Annotated in this window: 20 protein-coding genes and 3 pseudogenes; 14 read left to right on the top strand and 9 right to left on the bottom strand. The window is 70.2% G+C overall.

The window, feature by feature from the left end; genetic code table 11:
- Nucleotides 1–10 precede the first annotated feature (10 nt).
- From CGL27_RS02925 to CGL27_RS02905, 6 genes and pseudogenes are all read left to right on the top strand, one after another.
- On the top strand, nucleotides 11–361 hold the full coding sequence (locus CGL27_RS02925) for a helix-turn-helix domain-containing protein (RefSeq protein WP_078638311.1): 351 nt from the start codon (nucleotides 11–13) through the stop codon (nucleotides 359–361).
- A gap of 335 nt (nucleotides 362–696) precedes the next feature.
- Nucleotides 697–852: a hypothetical protein gene (locus CGL27_RS49760; RefSeq protein WP_162952855.1), complete on the top strand. Its 156-nt coding sequence runs from the start codon at nucleotides 697–699 to the stop codon at nucleotides 850–852.
- A gap of 42 nt (nucleotides 853–894) precedes the next feature.
- Nucleotides 895–1,230, top strand: a complete 336-nt coding sequence (locus CGL27_RS02920) for a metalloregulator ArsR/SmtB family transcription factor (protein WP_078647033.1) — start codon at nucleotides 895–897, stop codon at nucleotides 1,228–1,230.
- Nucleotides 1,231–1,938 carry a cation transporter gene (locus tag CGL27_RS02915; RefSeq protein WP_119984262.1) on the top strand — a complete coding sequence of 236 codons (708 nt, stop codon included), beginning with the start codon at nucleotides 1,231–1,233 and terminating at the stop codon, nucleotides 1,936–1,938.
- A 66-nt stretch (nucleotides 1,939–2,004) separates the two neighbouring features.
- Complete coding sequence (locus tag CGL27_RS02910; RefSeq protein ID WP_162952854.1) at nucleotides 2,005–2,781, top strand: MerR family transcriptional regulator; 777 nt, start codon at nucleotides 2,005–2,007, stop codon at nucleotides 2,779–2,781.
- Nucleotides 2,782–2,829: 48 nt separating this feature from the next.
- Nucleotides 2,830–3,164 (top strand): annotated as a pseudogene (locus tag CGL27_RS02905) (YnfA family protein).
- Nucleotides 3,165–3,227: 63 nt separating this feature from the next.
- Here CGL27_RS02905 and CGL27_RS02900 read toward each other — a convergent pair.
- From CGL27_RS02900 to CGL27_RS02870, 5 genes and pseudogenes are all read right to left on the bottom strand, one after another.
- Nucleotides 3,228–3,508 (bottom strand): annotated as a pseudogene (locus CGL27_RS02900) (ASCH domain-containing protein); the annotation flags it as partial.
- Nucleotides 3,505–3,813, bottom strand: a pseudogene (locus tag CGL27_RS02895) (GGDEF domain-containing protein); the annotation flags it as partial. The pseudogenes CGL27_RS02895 and CGL27_RS02900, both read right to left, overlap by 4 nt.
- Before the next feature lie 601 nt (nucleotides 3,814–4,414).
- The gene (locus CGL27_RS02885) at nucleotides 4,415–5,206 is read right to left on the bottom strand and encodes a class I SAM-dependent methyltransferase (RefSeq protein ID WP_119984256.1); all 792 of its coding nucleotides are present in this window, start codon (nucleotides 5,204–5,206) and stop codon (nucleotides 4,415–4,417) included.
- Between the two features lie 670 nt (nucleotides 5,207–5,876).
- Nucleotides 5,877–6,137, bottom strand: a complete 261-nt coding sequence (locus CGL27_RS02875; RefSeq protein ID WP_119984254.1) for a hypothetical protein — start codon at nucleotides 6,135–6,137, stop codon at nucleotides 5,877–5,879.
- 157 nt (nucleotides 6,138–6,294) lie between these two features.
- Complete coding sequence (locus CGL27_RS02870) at nucleotides 6,295–7,314, bottom strand: zinc-binding dehydrogenase (protein WP_078638307.1); 1,020 nt, start codon at nucleotides 7,312–7,314, stop codon at nucleotides 6,295–6,297.
- 61 nt (nucleotides 7,315–7,375) lie between these two features.
- Between CGL27_RS02870 and CGL27_RS02865 the strand changes: the two genes are divergently transcribed.
- From CGL27_RS02865 to CGL27_RS02850, 4 genes are all read left to right on the top strand, one after another.
- Nucleotides 7,376–7,684, top strand: a complete 309-nt coding sequence (locus CGL27_RS02865; RefSeq protein WP_078647031.1) for a metalloregulator ArsR/SmtB family transcription factor — start codon at nucleotides 7,376–7,378, stop codon at nucleotides 7,682–7,684.
- Nucleotides 7,685–7,695: 11 nt separating this feature from the next.
- A complete protein-coding gene (locus tag CGL27_RS50645; RefSeq protein WP_205587605.1) occupies nucleotides 7,696–7,989 on the top strand; it encodes a hypothetical protein in 294 nt (97 codons plus the stop codon).
- 135 nt (nucleotides 7,990–8,124) lie between these two features.
- Entirely contained in the window at nucleotides 8,125–9,990 is a 1,866-nt protein-coding gene (locus CGL27_RS02855) for an MFS transporter (RefSeq protein ID WP_276147923.1), read from the top strand.
- Nucleotides 9,987–10,601, top strand: coding sequence for a MarR family transcriptional regulator (locus CGL27_RS02850; RefSeq protein WP_119984250.1), 615 nt, complete (start codon nucleotides 9,987–9,989; stop codon nucleotides 10,599–10,601). The genes CGL27_RS02855 and CGL27_RS02850 overlap by 4 nt, the downstream gene beginning before the upstream one ends.
- A 172-nt stretch (nucleotides 10,602–10,773) precedes the next feature.
- Here CGL27_RS02850 and CGL27_RS02845 read toward each other — a convergent pair whose 3' ends face one another.
- The 3 genes from CGL27_RS02845 to CGL27_RS02835 all read right to left on the bottom strand — a co-directional run bounded on the left by CGL27_RS02845 (nucleotide 10,774) and on the right by CGL27_RS02835 (nucleotide 13,167).
- On the bottom strand, nucleotides 10,774–11,121 hold the full coding sequence (locus tag CGL27_RS02845) for a hypothetical protein (protein ID WP_078638305.1): 348 nt from the start codon (nucleotides 11,119–11,121) through the stop codon (nucleotides 10,774–10,776).
- A gap of 187 nt (nucleotides 11,122–11,308) precedes the next feature.
- The gene (locus tag CGL27_RS02840; RefSeq protein ID WP_119984248.1) at nucleotides 11,309–12,049 is read right to left on the bottom strand and encodes a class I SAM-dependent methyltransferase; all 741 of its coding nucleotides are present in this window, start codon (nucleotides 12,047–12,049) and stop codon (nucleotides 11,309–11,311) included.
- A gap of 11 nt (nucleotides 12,050–12,060) precedes the next feature.
- A complete protein-coding gene (locus tag CGL27_RS02835) occupies nucleotides 12,061–13,167 on the bottom strand; it encodes an alpha/beta hydrolase (protein WP_240450331.1) in 1,107 nt (368 codons plus the stop codon).
- Between the two features lie 167 nt (nucleotides 13,168–13,334).
- Here CGL27_RS02835 and CGL27_RS51445 point away from each other — a divergent pair, with 167 nt between their 5' ends.
- The 3 genes from CGL27_RS51445 to gap all read left to right on the top strand — a co-directional run bounded on the left by CGL27_RS51445 (nucleotide 13,335) and on the right by gap (nucleotide 20,033).
- Nucleotides 13,335–17,900 carry a 5'-methylthioadenosine/S-adenosylhomocysteine nucleosidase gene (locus tag CGL27_RS51445; protein WP_240450330.1) on the top strand — a complete coding sequence of 1,522 codons (4,566 nt, stop codon included), beginning with the start codon at nucleotides 13,335–13,337 and terminating at the stop codon, nucleotides 17,898–17,900.
- Between the two features lie 64 nt (nucleotides 17,901–17,964).
- Nucleotides 17,965–18,912, top strand: coding sequence for a DJ-1/PfpI family protein (locus CGL27_RS02825; RefSeq protein ID WP_078638302.1), 948 nt, complete (start codon nucleotides 17,965–17,967; stop codon nucleotides 18,910–18,912).
- Between the two features lie 122 nt (nucleotides 18,913–19,034).
- Entirely contained in the window at nucleotides 19,035–20,033 is a 999-nt protein-coding gene (gene gap, locus CGL27_RS02820; RefSeq protein WP_119984246.1) for a type I glyceraldehyde-3-phosphate dehydrogenase, read from the top strand.
- A 126-nt stretch (nucleotides 20,034–20,159) separates the two neighbouring features.
- On the opposite strand, the gene CGL27_RS02815 is transcribed toward gap, so the two are convergent.
- The gene (locus CGL27_RS02815) at nucleotides 20,160–21,011 is read right to left on the bottom strand and encodes a helix-turn-helix transcriptional regulator (RefSeq protein WP_162952853.1); all 852 of its coding nucleotides are present in this window, start codon (nucleotides 21,009–21,011) and stop codon (nucleotides 20,160–20,162) included.
- 133 nt (nucleotides 21,012–21,144) lie between these two features.
- Between CGL27_RS02815 and CGL27_RS02810 the strand changes: the two genes are divergently transcribed.
- Entirely contained in the window at nucleotides 21,145–21,414 is a 270-nt protein-coding gene (locus CGL27_RS02810; protein ID WP_119984244.1) for an Atu4866 domain-containing protein, read from the top strand.
- Nucleotides 21,415–21,416 lie beyond the last annotated feature (2 nt).

Here is a 21,416-nt window from a genome sequence, read left to right as displayed (position 1 = left end):
ATGAGCGAAGATGACACGCAGTCGTGCTCAGGACACGAATGTCTGCGGAGTGACCGCCGCGATCGCCGTGATCGACGGCAAGTGGAAGACCGCCCTGCTCTGGGCACTGGAGTCCGGACCGCATCGCCCCGGCGAACTGCGCCGGCGGCTGCCGGGCCTCAGCGAGAAGGTTCTGACTCAGGCGCTCCGTGAGATGGAGGCGGACGGGCTGGTGCACCGGGAGGTGCACGATGTGCTGCCGCTGAAGACCGTGTACTCCCTGACCGCGTTCGGCCGCGACCTCTCCGAGGCGCTGGCTCCCCTGTCCGATTGGGGCCACCGTCGCCTGGAGAAGCTGGCCGAGGCCCAGTCGGGCCCCTGACGCAACGCCCCCTCCGTCTCATCCGATCCGGCGGCCCTCCGACCGCCCGCAACAAGATTCGCTCCGTCGTCCGTCGCTGCCAAGTACCCACAAAAAGGTGGGTACAGCGGGCGGACGGCAGGGGAGCGGCGGGGCTGGCCGGGCCCTCGCCACCAAACACGTGGAGGTCACCCCGAGCACGGTGCTGCTCCCATCTACATCCGAACGTTCCACACGCAGGCAATGGCCACCGGCACAGCCGGGGAGCGCTGGTTGCTCCGGGCCGCTTCCCGAGCCAGCACCTCAGCCACAGCCGGCTGGTCCGCCGCCTCCACCCGCTCGGCGTCCGGCCGCGTATGGCTCGCAACACCGCCTTCGTCGAGCTGGCCTCCGAGCTGCCCGCGGTCATGGTCAGCCGACTGCTCGGCGTCCACCAGAACACTGCCGACGCCTGGAAGCGCATCGGCGGGCAGGACAACGCCTACGCCGCAGAGGTGGCCAGCCGCCTCTAATCCACGATTTCCTGAATTCAGGATCCCATGTACTCTCAGGGTGTGCTGACACTCGCTGCTGACATCGAGGTGTTGGCGCGGTTCGGCCGCGCCCTCGCCGACCCCATCCGCTGCCGCATCCTTCTCGCCCTCCGCCAGGCCCCCGCCTACCCGGCCGACCTCGCCGACGCCCTGGAAATCTCCCGCACCCGGCTGTCGAACCACCTGGCCTGCCTGCGCGACTGCGGCCTGGTCGTCACCGTCCCGGACGGCCGACGCACACGCTACGAGCTCGCCGACGAACGCCTGGGCCACGCGCTCGACGACCTGCGGGCAGCCGTCGTCGCCGTCGAGGCAGACAAGTCCTGCCCGGACGCGGACGAGAAGGGATGCTGCTGAATGACCGCGATATCCCTCGGCCCCAGCCCGGCCCGCCGTGACACGCTCACCCGGCGAATACGCCTGCTCGTCGCCGCGACCATCACCTACAACGTCATCGAAGCCGTCGTCGCGATCACCGCCGGCGCCCTGGCCTCGTCGACCGCCCTGGTCGGCTTCGGACTCGACTCCGTCATCGAGGTCTCCTCCGCCACGGCCGTCGCCTGGCAGTTCTCCGCCCGCGACCCCGCCGTCCGCGAAGCCCGCGAGCAGCGCGCCCTGCGGATCGTCGCCGTGTCGTTCTTCGCGCTCGCGGCCTACGTCACCGTCGACTCCGTCAGGGCGCTGACCGGCACCGGCGAGGCAGACCACTCGATTCCCGGCATCATCCTCGCCGCTCTCTCGCTGGCGATCATGCCGTTCCTGTCGGCAGTCCAACGCAAGGCCGGCCGCGAGCTCGGCTCCGCCTCCGCGGTCGCTGACTCCAAGCAGACCCTGCTGTGCACCTACCTCTCCGCCGTGCTCCTGGTCGGCCTGCTGGCCAACCTGCTGCTCGGCTGGCCCTGGGCCGACCCGATCGCCGCCCTTGTCATCGCCGCCATTGCCGTCAAGGAAGGCCGCGACGCCTGGCAAGGGAAGGGCTGCTGCGCGCCGACCGCTTCCAACGCACCGCCAGGGCCCACGACATCGGTGGGATGCGGCTGCCGCTCGGGATGCTCCTGCTGCTGAGTTACCCACATTGGTGGACGCCCGGGCTTGACCTTCGAGTCGGGTCGAAGGTTTACCGTCAAAGGCATGAGAACCATGCGGATCTCCCAGCTCGCCGAACGCAGTGGGGTACCAGCCACCACCTTGCGCTTCTACGAGAGCGCCGGTCTGCTGCCCGCCGACCGGACACCGGCCGGCTACCGCTCCTACCGCGAGGACGCCGTGGAACGATTGGCCTTCATCGGCGCCGCCAAGCACCTCGGCCTGCCCCTGGAGGAGATCGGCGAACTCCTCGGCGTCTGGGAGAGCGGCGCCTGCCGCGAGGTCAAGGCCGACCTCCGGCCCCGGATCGCCGGTCGCCTGGACGAGGCAGAGCGGCGCGTCGCGGAGCTGACCGCCTTCACCGCCTCCCTGCACTCTGCGTTGAAGCACCTGGATGCCCTGCCCGATCGGGCAGGGCGTTGCGACCCGGAGTGCGGCTTCCTCGGCCCGTCGGCCAGGACCGCCGCACAGCCGGTCGACGTGACACTCGCCCCCAGCCGCCAGGCCGCAGAAGAGGAACTGGAGTCCTGGCGTACGGCCTCTGTGGCCTGCTCGCTGACCGGCGGCGCATACTCCGAGCGCGCCGACCAATGGCACCAGGTCCTCGACGGGGCTGACCGACGGGCCACCGACGAAGGAATCCGACTGACCCTGCCCGCGGACCGGGCCGGAGCAGTCGCCGAACTCGCAGCCAGCGAGCAGCAGTGCTGCCGCTTCTTCGACTTCCGCATCCACCTCGCCGGCCACCGGCTGCATCTGGAGGTACGCGCACCTGAGGACGCCGTCGAACTCCTCACCGACTTGTTCGGCACGGCCTCCTGACCGCGCCCGAACTGTCCTCACCACCCGCCTGCCAGAGAGATCACCGACGTGCTCGTCGCCCGCTCCATCGCCCTGTTCGTTGTAGCCGCCCTGTTCGAGGTCGGAGGAGCCTGCTGGTCTAGCAGGGCATCCGCGAACACAAGGGATGGATCTGGATCGGCGCTGGAGTGATCGCCCTCGGCCTCTACGGTGCCGTCGCGACCTTCCAGAGCGATGACAACTTCGGGCGCATCCTGGCCGCGTACGGCGGCATCTTCGTCGCCGGATCGATCGCCTGGGGCATGATCGCCGACGGATACCGACCCGACCGCTTCGACGTCATCGGCGCCCTCGTCTGCCTCGCAGGAATGGCCGTGATGATGTACGCCCCGCGTGGAAACTGAACACCTCAACCGCAGGCCATTCCGCAGGTTCTGATAGCCGGACGTACCAGCAGAACCTTCGGCGTCCTGGTGGCAGTCGGTGATCCGGGCTACCCCGACCACGGCGCCGGTCGGCATCTGACGGCCGTGGATCGTGCGGGAGACCAGCGGGATGCGCAGCGCGGGCCGGTCGTCCGCTGGCCCGCGTGCAGCAGCACCCAGCCCGGTTCCCAGCCCGGCCTCCGCTGCCCGAAGCGGTTCTCGATCGTCTTGGTGCCGGTGAGGATGCAGGTGGCCCACGGCTGCTTGATGCTGATGCCGCGGATCCAGTCGCCTTCCGGCAGCACAGTGGTGGCGGCGCTCATGCGGCTCGCCCCCACAGGTGCGTGCCCGGGCCGCCCGCGCGCCGGCCGTTGATGGACGGCACCGTCGCGTGCTCTGTGGTGGCGAGGTGCGCGCGGCCGGAGTGCTTGCCGTCGTAGAGGGCCGCGTCCGCGGCGCGCTGCAGCGGGGGCGGGTCGCGGAGGCCGGTCGCGTCCGGGGCCGCGGCGCCGACCGAGGCGGAGACGTCGACGGCCAGGCCGTCCTCGAGGGCGACCGGGGTGTGCAGCATCCGCACCAGCTGCGCGAGGCGGACGTCGCGGCGACCGCGGGGCAGGGGCAGCACGACGGCGAACTCTTCTCTGAACTACCGGAGGCAGCACGGCAGCTGCCGGTAAACCAGTGGCATTTTCGTGGACGGGCCTCATAGCTTGTGCGTTCGTGACTGGTGATCCGAAGATGCGCCCAAATCGACACGACCTCGGACGAGTGTTCAACGAGGTGCCGGAGCTCTACGACCGGGTCCGGCCGGGATACCCCGACGAGTTGTTCGCGGACCTTGGCGTCGTCACCAGCATGGCCGAACGGTCGTCGGTGCTGGAGGTGGGCTGCGGTAACGATTGGCTGGCAGCGAGCGCACGACATGCTCCATCCCGGAGGCTGGACGGCGCTGCTCGGCCACGTCGTTGTCCGCCGGCCGGGAGAACCGGAGGTGTATGCCGAGACCGCCGATCTCCACGAGCGGTTCTGGCCAGGGAACCCTGATTGGGGTCATCCGCCACTCGAAGAAGACGTGCGCGGCACCGCTGAGGGTTGGGGCCTGGTCGACGATCCCGGAGAATTGTTTGGCCCAACGATCGTGGCTCAGCGAAGTTAGTGGGGTCGGGCTGGCACAGCGCTCCATTTGGCCATTCGGAGACACGGCCGTCTCGGCCGGCCCCACGGCTGGGTCAGCCCGGCTTGACCGCCAGCGTCGCAAAATAGTTCGACATGTATTGAGCGGATGCGTTGGATTGGTGCGGCGCTTCCGCGAAGCCGGTGAGGACGAACCCCGCGGCGAGTTGCCCGCCGATCTGGTCGGTGAGGGTGTGGCTGTATTCAAGAGCGGCATCCGCGCCGAACTTCGTGGCGCGTTCCTCGGCGGAGTACTGCGTGACATCGCTGTAGGGCAGCTTGTGCACGACGATCAGCTCCCCGCGCTCGTCGAGCGCCTCGTGGTCGAACAAGTACACATCAGGGTTGAGGAAGCCCACGAGCAGAGTTCCGCCCGGTCGCAGGACGCGGAAGCACTCACGCCACACCGGTGCCAAGTCTGGTACGAACAGGTTAGAGACCGGATGGAATACGACGTCGAATGTTGCGTCGCCAAAGGCGCTGAGGTCGCGCATGTCGCCCAGGACGGTGCGCAGCTCGAGCCCGTCGCGCGCCGCCACCATCTGGTCCTGGCCGAGCTGGCGGGGTGAGTTGTCGAATACGGTGACCCGCGCCCCTGCGGCGGCGAGGATCGGACCCTGCTGGCCACCGCCGGAGGCCAGGCACAACACGTCCTTGCCGGTCAGGTCCGTCGGCAGCCAGGAGCGGTCGACTGGCTCACGCCCGATGAGAACAATCGACCAGTCGCCCATGCGGGCGCGCTCGACATCCTCAGCACTCACCGGCCTCGACCACTCGTTGCCCTCTTGGACATACTTGTCCCAGGCTGCCCGATTGTGGGCAACGGGGTCGACAACAATGTCCTGCACGTTTAACTCCCTGCTACAGCCAAGCGGACACCTGCGGTACTGACAGTTCGGTGCCGCTAGCCAACACGATTGCAGGGTGCGGGCTCAACGAAATTAGCGGGCATCGAGGTGTCCACGGCCAGCGACATCAGCGGTGACCAGGTGCACCACCGGCCCGTCGGTGTCGTCGGCAACCCCGACCACGGCCAGGCCGTCAAGGCCTAACAACCGCGTCGTATCGTTTGCCACGTCCATAGCTCTTCTGTTGTGATCATCTTGCTTCGGCAACAACATGATCTACGAGAGCTGCGGGCATCTATCCGTCAGGGTCCGCAGTGGAACCCCGTCCGGCGCTCAAACCCCCACCAATTTCGAAGAGCCACGATCGTGCGCTGGTATCCAACCGTTCAGTGGTTCACCGGGGACGGCTTTGCCGATCACCTTCGCTCGTTGTCGCTGTACCGGAGACTCGATCGCGACGTCCGTGAGCCTTTGCTCGACGCCGTCGCCGAGCGGTCCGCACGCGGATGGGCGACCGGGCATCACGCCGTTACCTGAGCGTCCTCCGTGTTGGACGGCGCGCCCAGTGAGGCCAGGGACCTGCCCCTGAACTAACTCGAAGGTCTCGTAGCTGGGTCGCAACAGCTGCTCCCGGTGAACCTGGGCATCCCCTCTGTCCCTCACAGCCGCCTCACACCAGAGTGATCAGCAGCGCGGACACCAGCAGGGCGGTCTGGTGCAGGGCCTGATCGGTCAAGTACATGCCGTTCATCCCGGCCGCCTTCAGCTCCGCGAAGCCCTTGGCGCCGATGTGCTCCAGAAGCCAGCGGATCGGCCACCGGCGATCGAAGAACGCGTGCGTCACCGCCGAGACGGCGAGCCCTGCCGCCAGGCCGGTGAAGGACATCTGAAGCGGGAGGACGGCCCAGACCAGGGCCGGCATCACGGCCATCACCCGCGATCACACGCCGATCTGGCTGGCCGAGGAGAAGGACCTGGTCACCACCCTCGGACAGAAGCGTCTGGCGCCCCCTCGACCTTGCGTTGAAGAAGAAGATCAGCCGACACCGGCGGCCGGCAGCCGTCCCGGCCCAGGACGGCCGAGTCGCTCAAGGCAAAGACGTTGTCCGGCGCGGTGGCTCGTCCAGGGGGTGCACAGCGACGGCGATCTTGCCGCGTGGGCGTCCGCGGCCCTCGCCGGCAGAGCCACCTTCCAACAGTGTGTGCGCCTGTGCGATGTCGGCCAGCGGTAGCACGGCGCCGATCACCGGCCGGAGTTTGCCCTGGTCGACCAGCCGGCCGAGGGCCGCGAGCTTCGCCCGGCCGGGGCTGACGAAGAGGAAGTGGTAGGTCGCGTTCACGCCCCACGCAGCGAGCAGGTTCTGAGGTTGGGGGATGTCCACGATGGACACCACACGGCCTCGGTCGGCGAGGACCTCCGGGCTGCGGGCGAGGGTGTCCCCACCCACCGTGTCCAGCACGACGTCCACCCCACCCAGCGCGCGGACCTGCGGCACGTAGTCACCGGCCGAGAAGTCGATCGCGATGTCGGCTCCCAGTCCGGTGACGAACTCGTGATCCCTTGCCCGCGCGGTGGTTACCACCTCGGCTCCCAGCGCGCTGGCGACCTGGATCGCGGCCGAGCCGACCCCGCCCGCTCCGCCGTGCACCAAGACCCGTTCCCCGACCCGCACCCCGGCGCGTTCGACCAGCGCCTCCCACACCGTCACGCCCACGAGCGCGAGACCGGCGGCCTCGACGTGCGACAACCGTGCGGGCTTGCGGGCGACCAGGGCCTGGTCGACCACGTGGAACTCGGCGTAGGTTCCCTGCCCGGCGAACACCGGCGCCAGGTACCAGACCTCGTCGCCCGGCTGGAAGTCGCCTGCCCCAGGGCCGGTCTCGACCACCACGCCGGACACGTCATTGCCGATCACCGCGGGCAGCGCTACCTGGTCGCGGTAGTCGCCGCGCCGGGTCTGCAGGTCGAGGGGGTTCACGGACGTGGCCAGCACGCGCACCAGCACCTGCCCGGGTCCGGGAGTGGGTCTTGGCAGCTCTCGGGTGGCGAACGCGGTGTCCGCGTCACCGAAGCGGACGAGTTCCACCACACGCATCGAAGTTGGCATGCGATGACCTTAGATCGACATATCGCGAATCGTCAATATGTACGTGCGTTACGATCACCGCATGTTCTCGGAGGCGGAGTTGCTGGCTGTGTTCCGGGCCCTGTCCAACCCGACCCGCCGTCAGATGCTGGTGTGGCTCAAGGAGCCGATGAGTTTCCCCGGCCAGGAGCCCGACGACGTCGAGATCGGTGTCTGCGTGACCGACATCCAGCAGCGTGCAGGTCTGGGGCAGTCAACCACCTCGCAGTACCTCGCGATGCTGCGGCAAGCAGGGCTGGTGGTCGCCACCCGGCGGGGCAAGTGGACCTACTACCGCCGCGACGAGGCGAACATCGCCCGCCTCCTGGAGACCCTCCGCGACGTGTTCTAGATCCAATGCCGATGCCGTTCAGTTCAGTCCTGCTGCGGGCGAAGACTCCGGCCATCGCTGACCCCGGCAAGGTGAAGACCCTGTCGGGGAGGTCCCAGAGCAAGCGGCGGGTGATCGAGGCGTTGTGGCCGGCGACGTCGGCGATCAGGGGCCGTCACCCCAAGTCCCTCGTCGCCCTCGACCGAGCCAACCATCTGCTCACCAACCCGGCCGACACGCGGTACGTAGCCACCGTGCTCGCCGTCTGGGCAGGTCGCTACGTGCTCAGCCCGGCCCCACTTGGCGAAAGGACAAATCGGGATTAGCTTGGTTGATGTCAAGCAACCAACTCCCGACGGGAGTGATGCTCGGTGGGTTGGACGACCGAGCGGCGCAGGGTCGGAGCTGAGGGGGCCCTTCCGTCCTACGGCGATGGCGGCCCGGGGCCGCGGTACAAGTGGATCGCCCTGTCCAATACCACGCTGGGCGTCCTCATCGCGACGATCAACATCTCGATCATGCTGATCGCGCTTCCGGACATCTTCCGCGGCATCGGAGTGGATCCCCTGCGCCCCGGGAACACCAGCCTGCTGCTGTGGCTGATCATGAGCTACATGGTGGTCACCGCCGTGCTCGTGGTGAGCTTCGGGCGGCTGGGGGACATGTACGGCCGGGTGCGGATGTACAACCTGGGGTTCGCGGTCTTCACCGTGTTCTCCGTGCTGCTCTCCGTGACCTGGCTGCACGGCACCTCCGGCGCTCTGTGGCTGATCGGGATGCGGGTGCTGCAGGGCGTGGGCGGCGCCATGCTGATGGCCAACTCCAATGCCATCCTCACCGACGCCTTCCCCGCTGATCAGCGCGGTCTCGCCCTGGGACTGAACCAGGTGGCGGGGATCGCCGGGTCCTTCATCGGACTGATCCTGGGCGGGCTGCTCGGCCCGCTCGACTGGCATCTGGTGTTCCTGGTCTCGGTCCCCATCGGACTGTTCGGCACGGTCTGGGCGTATCTGAAGCTGCGGGACACCGGTGTGCGCACCCCGGCCCGGCTGGACTGGTGGGGCAACATCACCTTCGCCATCGGCCTGATCGCCGTGCTGTCCGGCATCACCTACGGCATCCAGCCGTACGCAGGTCACACCATGGGCTGGAGCGACCCCTGGGTGATCGCCGCGATCACCGGGGGAGTGGCGGTGCTGGGCCTGTTCTGCGTGATCGAGAACCGGGTCGCACAGCCCATGTTCCACCTGGGTCTGTTCCGTATCCGCGCGTTCACCGCCGGGAACGTGGCCAGTCTGCTGGCGGCGCTGGGACGCGGTGGCCTGATGTTCATCCTGATCATCTGGTTGCAGGGCATCTGGCTGCCCCGCCACGGCTACGGCTTCGAGGAGACCCCGCTGTGGGCGGGCATCTATATGCTGCCGCTGACCATCGGGTTCCTGATCGCGGGCCCCTTCTCCGGCTGGGCCTCCGACCGGTTCGGCGCCCGTACCTTCACCACCGGCGGGATGCTGCTGGCCGCCGCCACCTTTGTGGCCCTGGAGGAGCTGCCGGTGGACTTCGGCTATCCGGTGTTCGCCGCGATTCTGTTGGTCAACGGGATCGCCATGGGCCTGTTCAGCTCGCCGAACCGGGCGGCCATCATGAACAGCCTGCCGCCCGACCAGCGCGGGGTGGGCGCCGGGATCAGCACCACCTTCCAGAACTCGGCCACTGTCCTGTCCATCGGTATCTTCTTCTCCTTGATGATCGCCGGGCTCGCCGGTTCGCTCCCCGGCGCCCTCACCCACGGCCTGACCGCGGAAGGGGTCCCGGCCTCCGACGCGGCCCGGGTCGCCGCCCTGCCACCGGTCGGGGTGCTGTTCGCCTCGCTGCTCGGCTACAACCCGGTCAAAACCCTGCTCGGACCGCAGGTGCTCGACCATCTGCCGGCCCACCACGCGGCCTACCTCACCGGGCGCGGCTTCTTCCCGGCGCTGATCTCCCCGCCGTTCTCACAGGGCCTGTCCGCCGCGTTCGACTTCGCCATCGCGGCCTGTCTGGTGGCCGCGGTGGCATCGCTGCTGCGCGGCGGGCGGTATCTGCACAAGGGCGGGCCGAAGGCGGCTGTCCCGGCAGGGGTGGTCGCCGCCCAGGGCGGCGCCGCGGGCACCAAGGACACGGCGGACCACGCGGTTGGCGAGGACGTCGCGGACACTTCCCGCCACCCGGCGCCCGCGCCCCGGCAGCCGCCTCCGCCGAAGTCCGGGCCACCGCCTCCGCCTCCGTCACCACCTCCGTCGTCACCCGGCGGAGGACCGGGATCACCACCCGAGGAGCCGAGATGACCGCGCTCGACCCCACCGCCTCAGGCCCCACCGCCCCGGGCTCTGCCACTCCAGGCGCCAACGCCCCGGACCCCGCCACCCCCGGCCCCGCCACCCCGGGCCCCGCCACGCAGGGTGCCGTGGCCCCGGGCTCCGTAGCCCCGAGTCCCGCCGTTCCGGAATCGGGGGAGCTGGCCGAACGGCTCCGTACCGCCCTCCAGCATCTGCTCCCCGGCCTGCGGGGCACCCGGGGCGAACACGGCGATCTCACCCCCAGCCGCCAGGCGGCCCTGGGAGCGCTCGACACCCACGGCCCGATGCGCATCAGCGCCCTCGCGACCCGGCTGGGCATCGCCCTGCCGACCACGTCCCGCATGGTCGATCTGCTCGACGCCTCCGGCTGGATCGAGCGGACCCCCGACCCCGAGGACCGCCGCGCCAGCCTGATCGCCCTCACCGACCCCGGTCGTCAACTCCTCCACACCGTGCGCCACGAGACCGCCGCCCGGCTCGCCGCGCGGATCGAGACGCTGAGCCCCGAGGAGCAGCGGGCGCTGTACACCGCGCTGCCTGCCCTGGAGTCCCTGGCCGACTCCACGAACCCGTCCACGAACCCGTCCACGAACCCGTAGCACTGGACGACGCAGCGAGGCGTCTTGGGCTGCCTCAGCAGTCGGCCTCGGGGGCCAGGGCTCGCCTTCCTCGCCAGTCCTGCAAGCAGCTACATCAACGGTGCGATCCTCACATCAGGGTTTGGGCGGACGGGCGGGCGGGCGCCACGCCGGACGAGTGGTCGGGCCCGGCTCAGAGGAGCTCGGCGAAAGCGAGGGCGGTCATGCCGACGACCAGCAGGGAGAAGCCGAGCCGGGTGCGGCCGCGACGGCTCAGCTCTGCCATCGCACCGCTGAGCACACTGGCCGCCAGGAGGATGCCGATGACCATGGCCGGTTGGTGCTGGGCCACCGCCCTGACCATTTGCACGAGCGCGGCGACCATGAAGAACACGCCCACGAAGACGTAACTGCTCCGGGTCGACTCGGGACTCTTCCTGTCCTCGCGCATCATGGCGCGGCGCTCGCGCGGGGTGGCCGTCTGCCACCGCAGAGCCAAGTTCTGCCGACGCTCGAAGTCGTCGCTGTGCGGAGCGGTCACACCTGACTCCTCATGACGGGATTTGATCGCCGGTTGCCTGGTCCTGACCCCGGCTCCCCGGCTCCCCGGTCCTGACCCTGGCCTGGCCGTGGCCCGGACACCGGCGAGAAGGGTAGTCGACCCAAAGACGACGCTACTCCCGTAACTCCCTTACCGAGAAAGCGATCGGCCTGCCCGTTCCCCGGGCTCAGTTCGGCGGGAGGCGGTAGACGGAGACATGAGAGCGCGACTCGGCGGTGAATTCGGCGCCGGTCCAGTCCGCATGCCTGGTCTCCAACTCGAATCCGGCCAGCTGAGCCATGAGGTCGAGTTCGGCCGGCCAGATGTACCGGTGCGGACTGCGGGTCAGCCGAGCCTGCTTGCTGTCGTCGAACCGGAAGTGGTGCGAGACGACGTGCTGGCGCAGTACGTCGTAGGTGTCCAACCCGATGTAGCCGGGCTCGGCTTGACAGACAGTGCCCGTCTGGCCCGGCGGGAGCTTGCGCAGCTCGGGTACCCAGAGTTCGATCACGAACCTGCCACCGGGCCTGAGGTGGCGAGCGGCGTTGCGGAAGCACTCCACCTGCTCGGCTTGGGTGAGCAGGTTGGAGATGGTGTTGTAGACGAGATAGACGAGCGCGTACTCCCCGGGAGCCACGGACGTCGCCATGTCGCCCACGATCACGGGGATCGTCGCCTCGCCCGCCCTGGTGCGCAGTTGACGGATCATCGGAAGCGACAGCTCGATCCCGGTGACAGGGACCCCTCGTTCGGCGAGCGGGACGGCCACCCGGCCGGTGCCGATGGCGAATTCGAGCGCCGCTCCGCCGCCTGCGAGCTCAGCCAGGCGGTCCACGGCCGGCTCCAAGATCTCGGGCGCGAACATGCCCGTGCCCGGCGTGTCGTAGCCCTGAGCGGCGTCGACGTCCCAGATCTCCTCCTGGTTCATACCTTCACCATTCACCGCAGGGGTACGCGATGTCCACTGCTTTTGCCCCCGGGGCCCGAGGATGCCCCGGTCCGCGGCTCTGTGCTCGTTGTGCTCCTTGAGTGCGTGAGGAGGCGCCTCAGCCAGCGGGTCCGGGCGTCGCGCGCGTCTTTGCTGATGGCCGCCCGTGGCGCCAAGCCGTCGAAACCGTGATAGGCGCCGGGCCATACGTGCAGTTCGGCCTGGCCGCCGGCCCGCCAGATCGCGTTCGCGTACGCCATGTCTTCGTCGCGGAACATCTCCGCCGAGCCGACGTCGATGAACGCCGGGGGGAGACCGGATACGTCCGTGGCGCGGGCAGGGGCCGCGTAGGGCGGCAGGTCCGCCGCGCCGTAGCGGTCACCGAGCAGTGCTTTCCAGGCGGTCTCGTTGGAGATGAGATCCCACATCCCGAGGCCCGACATCTGGTGGCTGGAGAATGTGCGCCCGCGGTCGTCGAGCATCGGGCACAGCAGCAACTGCCCGAGGACGCCGGGACCGCCACGGTCACGGACCAGCAGGGCGAGGGCCGCGGCGAGGCCGCCACCGGCGCTCTTCCCGCCGACGATGACGCGGTCCGGGTCGATGCCCAGTTCGGCGGCGTGCCCGGTGACCCAGAGAAGTCCCGCGTAGCAGTCCTCCAGCGGTCCGGAGTACCGCGTCCGCGGTGCCAGCCGGTACTCGACCGAGATGACGGCCATGTCCAGCGGGAGGACCCACTCGCGAAGGATCCGCGGCAGCACCGACCATGCGTTGCCCATGATCATCGCGCCGCCGTGCATGTAGTACAGCAGCGGCAGCGGCCCTGCCCGCCCGGCGGGCCGCACGCTCACCAGCGTGACATCGGGGCCGTCCCGCAGCCCCGGAACGGTCAGCTCCGCCACCTCGAAACGGCCGTCGGCCCGCAGGTCCTCGGCCGTCGGCCTGGGCCGGGTCGCGACGTCCCGCTCTTGCCGGGCGGCGAGATTCCCAGGAGTGACCGGCTCTCTGGGCCCATTGCCCAAGGACTTCAACACGGCGCTCAGTTCGGGGTCGAAGGGAGGCACAGCCGTCGGCCTCGGGGCGGAAGCGCCCGTACGGGACAGATCCATACCGCGCATCCAAGCATCCGCCGCTGCCCGGCGGTACCGGCGGACCCCAGGCGCGTCCGGCGACTCGTACCCCCGTCGCGGTTCACCACTCCCGCTGGTCGCAGCCCCGGGAGTCCGGCGGAGGGTAGCATTTCGCCCGCGGGCCGCACCAGGGTCGACCGTGGCCGGGGGGAAACGTGGAGAGCACCGGGCATCACAGCGACTCACTTGTCGTGCTGACCGCACTGGACGTGGAGTACGAGGCGGTTCGGGCACACCTGGTCGATCCACGGCCCCAACTCCACCCGAGCGGCACCCTGTTCGAAGTGGGACGGCTCGACGGTACGCCGTGGCGGGTGGCGCTTGCCGAACTCGGCGACGGCAACCAGGGCGCGGCCGTGCTGACCGAGCGGGCGATCGCCATGTTCCGGCCGCGCGCCGTGGCATTCGTCGGGGTGGCCGGGGCGCTCAAGGGCGATATCGAACTCGGGGACGTCGTCGTGGCCACGCATGTGTACGCCTACCACGGCGGCAAGGACGAGGACGGCGAGTTCCACTCCCGCCCGAGGGTCTGGCCGGTGCGTCAGGAACTCGACCAGCTCGCCCGCTACGCCCGCAGGTCCGGTTCCTGGACCGGGCTGCTGCGGGAACGTTCGCCTGGCGCCTCCCGTCCGGCCGTCCACCTCAAGCCCGTGGCCGCCGGGGAGGTCGTCCTCAACTCGGCGGACTCGCCGCTGAGACGGCAACTGCGCCGGAACTACCAGGACGCCGCCGCCATCGAGATGGAGGGCGCGGGCGTGGCGCAGGCCGCCCACCTCAACGCCGCGCTGCCCGCCCTGATCGTCCGCGGAATCAGCGACCGGGCGGACGGGGAGAAGTACGACGCCGATGCCGAGGGCTGGCAGTCCCGCGCGGCGCGCAACGCCGCCGCTTTCGCCTTCTCCGTCCTGCGTGAACTGCCGCCCGGCGGCGGCCCGGCCCCACCCGGGCCGGAAACTCCCATGGACCCGGCACCGGAACGATTCCCGGCCGGGCCGACGGCCCCGGCCCCTGCTCAGCCCTCTGCCCCGTTCCCGCATCCGGATACGGGAACCCCACCGGACGACACCGGCCCCGCCGCACACCGCCAACTTCTCCGCTGGGCACGGAGGCTCTCGGACGACCTGGACCTCGTGGACTCCCCCCGGCCGGACGGCGGCACCGGCTCGCCGCCGCAGCTCAGCGGCGGGCTGTATGTGCGGCGCGCCGTCCAGGACCGGGTGGTGGAGGCCCTCTACGACGGTGATCCGAAGGCGGTCCTGGTCACCGGGGACGCCGGGAATGGCAAGAGCAGCCTGTTGTGGGGCCTCGCCCGGGATCTGACCGCCCTGGAGGACGCCGAGGTCTTCCTGGTGAACGCCGCCTGGCTGCTGCGCCCCCTGAGCGGCGCCGCCGGGACGCCCATGCTGACCCCCGCGACCGTGGTGTCCGGAGCGACGCACGCCCGGACACGGGGGCGTACACCGGTCGTGCTCCTCGACACCGCCGATCTGCTGCTGCACGACGACCACCACGAGATGGCGCTGCTCGACCTGTGCGAGGACCTCGCCGCCGCCGGTATCCGCCTGGTGCTGACCTCGCGGCCGGAGGAGGCGAACCGGCTGCGCACCGGGTTCATCCGGATGTCGCTGGGTCCGTACGACGACAGCGAGATCCCCCACGCCATCCGTGGACACGCCGCGCTCTACTGCCCCGACGCCGTCCCCCGGGACGACGAGGCACGGGTACGGAGACTGATGGAGCCCGTCGCCCGCGGACTGCCGGTGCGCGAGGTGTGCAGAAGCCCCCTCCAGTTGCGGCTGCTGTTCGAACTCGCCCGGGACGACGGGGCGTTCCCCAGCGCCGAGATCGACGCCACCGGCCTCTACCGCCGCTACTGGGACCATCGGGTCGTCACCGACCGCCGCCATCACGGCAACCAGAGCGCCACCGCGCCGGAGGACCTCTCCTCGATCACCGGCGCGATCGCCGTCGTGCTGATGTCGGCCGGCCGGACCGAGCTGTCACGCGAGGAGCTGGTCGAGCGGCTCACCTCGGCGCACGGCGGCCCACGCTCCTCGCGGCCGTACGAACCGGCCCGCGTCCGGTCGTCCCTGGAACTGCTGGTCGACCGGGGTGTGCTGGCCAGAGGTGCCTCGGACGGTATCCACTTCTTCCACCAGACCATGTTCGAGTACGCGGCCGCGCGTGGCCTGCTGCACCGCACCGGCGCCCGAGCGCTGCTTTCGCTGTGCGAGTGGGTCGGGTCCCATCCCCGTGACTTCTTCGTCGGGGCGATCCTCGAACAGCTCCTCATGCTGGCCGCCGGGTCCGAAAGGTATCGCGGCCCGGTACGGGACGTCCTGATGCGGATGGCGGCGCACGAGGACGCCATCATCCTGCACACCGTCGCCGTGGCCGTCGCGGCGCGGAATCCGGCCGTGGGCGTGTCCGTCGAGCCGCTGCTCACGACGGCGCCGCATGGCGTCGCCCGACGGTACGCGGTCCTGGCCCCGACCGTACGCGACACGGACGTCGACGCCCTCCTGCCGCAGCTCCGCGGGCTGTGGGAGAGGAAGGAGCCCAGCCTGCGGGAGGCCGTGCTCGAAGCACTGGAACGGCTGGCCGCCCAGAACTCGCTCACGGTCCATGCCGCCCTGGCCGACTGGGGCTGCGTACGGGAACTGACCGGGCGCCGTACGGGCGGCGCGGGCATCGAGGTCCTGCCTCGGCTGCTCGTGCTGACGTCACACGTCGATGTGGCATCCGCCCGTAAGGGCCTCATGGAGATGCTCGACTTCGCCCTGTCCCGAGGGCTGGCGGAGCTGGCATCCGGCGTCATGACTTTGTGGGCCCGGCACTGGGAGACATTGGGCTCGCCGGAGTGGGCCGCCGCCGTCCAGGAGCGTCTCCAGCGTGTGCGCGTCGCGCCGAAGTCGTACGACGTCGAGCTCTTCCAATCGGCCCTGGCCCGGGTGCTGGCCGCCTCCTGGACCCACGACCACGGGCTCCCCGGTGACCACGGACTCCTCGGCCGCCACGGACTTTCCGGTCCCCATGGACTCCCCGCCGACGGCGGTCCGGCCCCCGGAACCCACCCCTGGGCGCACCACCTCGACCATGCCGTGGCGCTGCTCGAAGCGGACGACCACGACACCGCGGGCAACGCCGGACTCATCGCCGCCACAGCGGTCCTGGCCACGCTGCCGCACGGCCACTGGGCCATCGAGGCCACCCTCGACCGCTGCCTGGACATCACCGGGCAAGGAGCGCTCCACGCACTGCAGCACCGGATGGTCTTCCCCCAGTTGCTCAGCGCCGACTGCGCCGCCGCGGAAAGCCTCGTACACCGGCTCGCGGTCATGCTGAAGGCCCTGCCCTGCCCCGAGAACCAGCCGGTCACGGCCCCGCAGCGGCGAGCGCTGGTCGCCCGCCGGATCCTCGCCAACCGCGACGTTCCCCCGCACCGCGTCCGGCAGGTCCTGGAACACTCCGGCTGGGACGCCGACTCCGACCTGTGGCTGTCCCAGGACGGCCTGGCCACGCTTCTCCTGCCGGCCGCGCTCGGCGGCCACCCCACCGGGGTGAGCAGGCTCGAGAAGGCGACGACCGCCCCCGCGGCCGCCCGGAACCTCGTCCGCCGCTCACTCCACCGGGCCGTCACGGACTCCGGTCTGCACACCGAGCGCCACATCGGCCTGCTGGTGAACCTGTCGCTCATGGACGCCGACACCGTGCTCCTGGAAGCCCTCACCACCGGCCGGGCCAAGAAGGGCACCGGCCCGCTGCCGCCCCTCGCCCACGAACGGGTGCTGGGGGCGCTACGCGCCTCGGCCCCCGCCCTCACCGGGCTGATCGCGGACGAGATCGCCGAGGGCAACAGCGGAAAGCGGCAGCGCCAGGCACTCACGCTCTGGGAATGCTCCGTGTCGGTCGGCACTCTCCCCGCGCCCGACCTGCCCCAACTCCTGCCGCGGTACGGCACCTTCTCCGACCAGAAGACCCGGGCAGCCTTCCTCGGGCTGGTGGGAACCATCGCCGCGCGCGAACCCGCCCAGTACGCCACGGCACACACCTTCCTCTCGGAGCTGGTGTTCGACGCCGCGGGAGACATCCCCCGCCTCGACGACGCATCGGCCAGTACCCGGAACGCCGCCCGCAAGGCCCTGCTCCACGCCGCCTGCGAGTCGGGCCCCCTCACCCCATCGGCCCTCACCACGGCCCTCGACCTGGCCTTCGCGCCACCGACCGACGCCGGACTGATCAGCGGGCTCGACCAACTGGTGCGCCGGCTCAGCACCGCACACGGCGCGGCACCCGCCGCCGAGCTGCTGATCCGTGTCGTCGGCGCGGCCGTGGCCTCCCAGCAGGGCCGCGCCGCGGAGAACCACCTCGCGAAGGCGCTCCGCGGCGCGATGGACAGCGTCTTCGACCACGGTTCTCCCGCCGTGTACCGGACGCTGTGGGAGCACCTCAAGGAGCGTGGCCCGGAGGACGACGCCGACCACGTGGTCTTTCCCGAGCGGTACGCGCTGGGGCTGGTGAGCTGCGCGGTCCGCCGGTCGTACGCGGCAACCCGCAAGGACCTGGAAGCGCTTGTCGCCCATCCGCGGGTGCCACGGCCCACCAAGATGTGGATCAGCGATCAGCTCAGCGCCCGGTCGCGGGAACACACCGAGCACGACCTGAGCTGGGTGCTGGACGGCGAGATGCCCGGGCGGCCAGTGGCAGGATGTTTGCGGTAGTCGTCATCGAGGTCACGGGTGTGAGCGCAGGCCCGTTCGATCGCGGGAGAGCCGAAGGAGCCCGATGAGCCGGAAGAACCACCATGTCGCCGTGCTCGTACTCGAGGGCGCCAAGCCACTCGACGTCGGCATCCCCGCGCAGGTGTTCTCCAACCGGCCGAGCATGCCCTACGAGGTACGGGTGTGCGGGGCCGCGCCCGGACTGGTGACCGGCGGCGACGGCCTCTCGTATCACGTGGCCGAGGGGCTCGAGGCGTTCGAGCACGCCGACACCGTCTTCATCCCCGGCTACCGGGAGCCGGCGACCACGGAACCGTCGACAGCGGTCGTCAGCGCGCTCATGGCCGCCCACGAGCGCGGGACCCGGCTCGCGGCCATCTCGACCGGGGCGTTCGCGCTGGCCGCGACGGGCCTGCTCGACGGCAAGCGGGCGACGACCCACTGGCACTACACCAAGGCTCTCGCCGAGAGACATCCGCTGGTGCGGGTGGACGAGAACGTGCTGTTCGTGGACGAGGGCGATGTGCTCACCTCGGCGGGCGCCGCATCCGGCATCGACCTGTGCCTGCACCTGGTACGGCGCGACCTCGGCGTCGGGCTCTCCAACCACGTGGCCAGACGGCTGGTGGCGGCGCCGTATCGCAGCGGTGGGCAGGCACAGTACGTCCCCCGGAGTGTGCCCGAGCCGCTCGGCGACCTGTTCGCGGGCACACGGGAGTGGGCCCTGGCGCACCTCGCCGAACCGCTGACCCTCGAAGCGCTCGCCCGCAACGCGCGGGTGTCGGCGCGCACCTTCTCGCGGCGGTTCGTGGAGGACACCGGCTACACGCCGATGCAGTGGGTGCTCAGGGCGCGGGTGGACCTGGCACGCGAGCTGCTCGAACGCACCGATCTGGGCGTGGAGCAGATCGCCGACCGAGTCGGCCTCGGCACCGGCGCGAACCTGCGTCTGCACTTCCACCGCATTCTCGGCACCTCCCCGACGGAGTACCGCCACACCTTCTCGGCCTGAGCTTCCCGAGCGGCGTGCGTGCATATCGAGGGCTGGCGGGATCCTTGCGCACAGTGGCGTTCAGGCCGCTGTCGGCCCGGGATCCGGATGCCGACGATGGGGGCGGAACGAAAGGAACCTCCATGACCCGCATCGCCGTCAATGGATTCGGCCGCATCGGACGCAACACCCTCCGCGCCCTGCTCGAGCGCGACAGCGATCTCGAAGTGGTCGCCATCAACGACCTCACGGCCCCCGAGTCCCTCGCGCACCTGCTCAAGTACGACAGCGCGCTCGGCCCCCTCGGCCGCTCCGTCGAGGTCGACGGGACCGACCTCGTGGTCGACGGCCGCCGCATCAAGGTGCTCGCCGAGCGCGAGCCCGCCAACTTGCCGTGGGCCGAGCTCGGCGTGGGCATCGTCCTCGAGTCCACCGGCCGCTTCACCGCGGCGGATGCCGCCCGCGCACACCTGCGTGCCGGCGCCCAACGAGTGCTGGTGAGCGCCCCGTCCGCCGGCGCCGATGTCACGCTCGCCTACGGCGTGAACACCGATGCCTACGACCCCGCCGAGCACGTGATCATCTCGAACGCCTCGTGCACCACGAACGCACTGGCTCCGCTGGCGTCCGTACTGGACGACCTGGCCGGTATCGAGCACGGCTTCATGACCACGGTGCACGCCTACACCCAGGAGCAGAACCTCCAGGACGGCCCCCACCGCGACCTGCGCCGCGCCCGCGCCGCCGGGGTGAACATCGTGCCCACCACCACCGGGGCCGCCAAGGCCATCGGTCTGGTGCTGCCGAACCTCGACGGCAAGCTGTCGGGCGACTCGATCCGGGTGCCGGTCCCGGTGGGTTCGATCGTGGAGCTGAACACCGCGGTCTCACGGGAGGTCAGCCGCGACGAGGTGCTCGCGGCCTACCGCGCCGCCGCCGACGGCAAGCTCAAGGGCATCCTCGAGTACTCCGACGAGCCGCTCGTCTCCAGCGACATCACACGCCGCCCGGCATCGTCGATCTTCGACGCCGCCCTCACCCGTGTCGAGGGCAAGCACATCAAGGTGGTGGCCTGGTACGACAACGAGTGGGGCTTCTCGAACCGCGTCATCGACACGCTCGAACTGCTCGCGCGCGACTGAACCCGTGGACTGACTGACCGTGAGGGGCCGGCATCGACCGGCCCCTCACCATTGCGGCGTGTGCCCGGCCACGCGTTCAGGTACGGTCCGCGCCGTGCGGGTCAGGCACGGTCCGCGCCGCATGGGTCAGGTACGGTCCGCGCCGCGCGGGGAGGGCCGGGTGCGTGTCGCGTGGATGGAGCCGAGCAGACGCAGGGCTTCCGCGCTGCTGCCGCCGGGCTCCGCGTGGTAGATGACGAGTTGCTGGCCCGGGGCCTCTCGCACGTCGAATGCCTGGTAGCTGAGGGTGAGGGGACCGACGTCGGGGTGCTGGAACCGCTTGGCCTCCTGGGTCTTGCCGCGCACGGTGTGGCTGCCCCACAGCCGGGCGAAGTCCGCGCTGTTCTCGCTGAGAGTGTCCACGAGCCCGAGCAGGCGCGGGTTGTCCGGCTCGTAGCCCGCCGCCTGGCGCAGATTCGCCACGGTGGCCTGGGCCGCCCGGTCCCAGTCCTGATAGAAGGTGCGGCCCGCGGGGTCCGCGAAGGCCATGCGAGCCAGGTTGTCCGCCGGACGGAACGGTGAGTAGAGGCCGTCGGCCAGCGCGTTGGTGGCGAGGACGTCCAGAGTCCGGTTGAGCACGAGGGCAGGCGTGTGGGGGTAGCCGTCCATCAGTTGCCGCAACCCGGGGCTGACCTGGTCGGGCACACGGACGGCGGGGTCGTCGGGCACCGTGCCGGCCAGCCGGTGCAGATGGCCCCGGGTGTCGCCGTCGAGGCGCAGCGCACGGCTGAGCGCGTCGAGAACCTGCGCGGAGGGGTGGCGCTCCCGGCCTTGTTCCAGCCGGGTGTAGTAGTCGGCGTTGATGCCGGCGAGCACCGCGACCTCCTCGCGGCGCAGCCCGGGAACGCGGCGGGTGCCGTAGCTTGCCATCCCCACCTCTTCGGGCCGTAGCCCCGACCTGCCGCTTCGCAGGAAATCTCCCAGGTCGTTGTCAGCCATGACCTCAGGCTACGTGGCGCCTGGACCAGGTGCCTGGGTGTGCCGCACCCAGGCAGAACGCGTCCTGGTTGACCTGTGGGGCACTGCCCAGACTCGGTGGCGCAGGACAACCCCCACCAACGAGAGGTTTGCCATGACCGCGGATTCGGCGGACGCCCCGGACATCGACGTCGTCGGCATGTGGGTCACCGCAGACGGCCACATCCGTCAGGAGCTGCGTGCGGACGGCCGCTACGACGAGGCGCGTGGCAGGCGTGCCAGCGCGTACACCGGCCGCTACTCCGTCACGGGCAGCCATATCGACTACGTCGACGACACGGGCTTCACCGCGACGGGTGACGTACGCGACGGCGTGCTCTACCACGAGCACCTGGTGCTGTACCGCGAGCGGCCCGGCTCCTGACG

Origin of the sequence: Streptomyces sp. 11-1-2 (genome assembly GCF_003595545.1) — a bacterium.
Taxonomy (GTDB): Bacteria; Actinomycetota; Actinomycetes; order Streptomycetales; family Streptomycetaceae; genus Streptomyces; species Streptomyces hygroscopicus_B.
This window is presented reverse-complemented; position numbering and strand designations above follow the sequence as displayed.

Excerpts from the sequence above, each read along its gene's own strand:
- CGL27_RS02910 (WP_162952854.1), top strand. The coding sequence starts at position 2,005 with ATGAGAACCATGCGGATCTCCCAGCTCGCCGAACGCAGTGGGGTACCA.
- CGL27_RS02810 (WP_119984244.1), top strand. The coding sequence starts at position 21,145 with ATGACCGCGGATTCGGCGGACGCCCCGGACATCGACGTCGTCGGCATG.
- CGL27_RS02915 (WP_119984262.1), top strand. The coding sequence starts at position 1,231 with ATGACCGCGATATCCCTCGGCCCCAGCCCGGCCCGCCGTGACACGCTC.
- CGL27_RS02925 (WP_078638311.1), top strand. The coding sequence starts at position 11 with ATGACACGCAGTCGTGCTCAGGACACGAATGTCTGCGGAGTGACCGCC.
- CGL27_RS02815 (WP_162952853.1), bottom strand. The coding sequence starts at position 21,011 with ATGGCTGACAACGACCTGGGAGATTTCCTGCGAAGCGGCAGGTCGGGG.
- gap (WP_119984246.1), top strand. The coding sequence starts at position 19,035 with ATGACCCGCATCGCCGTCAATGGATTCGGCCGCATCGGACGCAACACC.
- CGL27_RS49760 (WP_162952855.1), top strand. The coding sequence starts at position 697 with ATGGCTCGCAACACCGCCTTCGTCGAGCTGGCCTCCGAGCTGCCCGCG.
- CGL27_RS02825 (WP_078638302.1), top strand. The coding sequence starts at position 17,965 with ATGAGCCGGAAGAACCACCATGTCGCCGTGCTCGTACTCGAGGGCGCC.
- CGL27_RS02865 (WP_078647031.1), top strand. The coding sequence starts at position 7,376 with ATGTTCTCGGAGGCGGAGTTGCTGGCTGTGTTCCGGGCCCTGTCCAAC.
- CGL27_RS02870 (WP_078638307.1), bottom strand. The coding sequence starts at position 7,314 with ATGCCAACTTCGATGCGTGTGGTGGAACTCGTCCGCTTCGGTGACGCG.
- CGL27_RS02875 (WP_119984254.1), bottom strand. The coding sequence starts at position 6,137 with ATGGCCGTGATGCCGGCCCTGGTCTGGGCCGTCCTCCCGCTTCAGATG.
- CGL27_RS02850 (WP_119984250.1), top strand. The coding sequence starts at position 9,987 with ATGACCGCGCTCGACCCCACCGCCTCAGGCCCCACCGCCCCGGGCTCT.
- CGL27_RS50645 (WP_205587605.1), top strand. The coding sequence starts at position 7,696 with ATGCCGTTCAGTTCAGTCCTGCTGCGGGCGAAGACTCCGGCCATCGCT.
- CGL27_RS02835 (WP_240450331.1), bottom strand. The coding sequence starts at position 13,167 with ATGCGCGGTATGGATCTGTCCCGTACGGGCGCTTCCGCCCCGAGGCCG.
- CGL27_RS02840 (WP_119984248.1), bottom strand. The coding sequence starts at position 12,049 with ATGAACCAGGAGGAGATCTGGGACGTCGACGCCGCTCAGGGCTACGAC.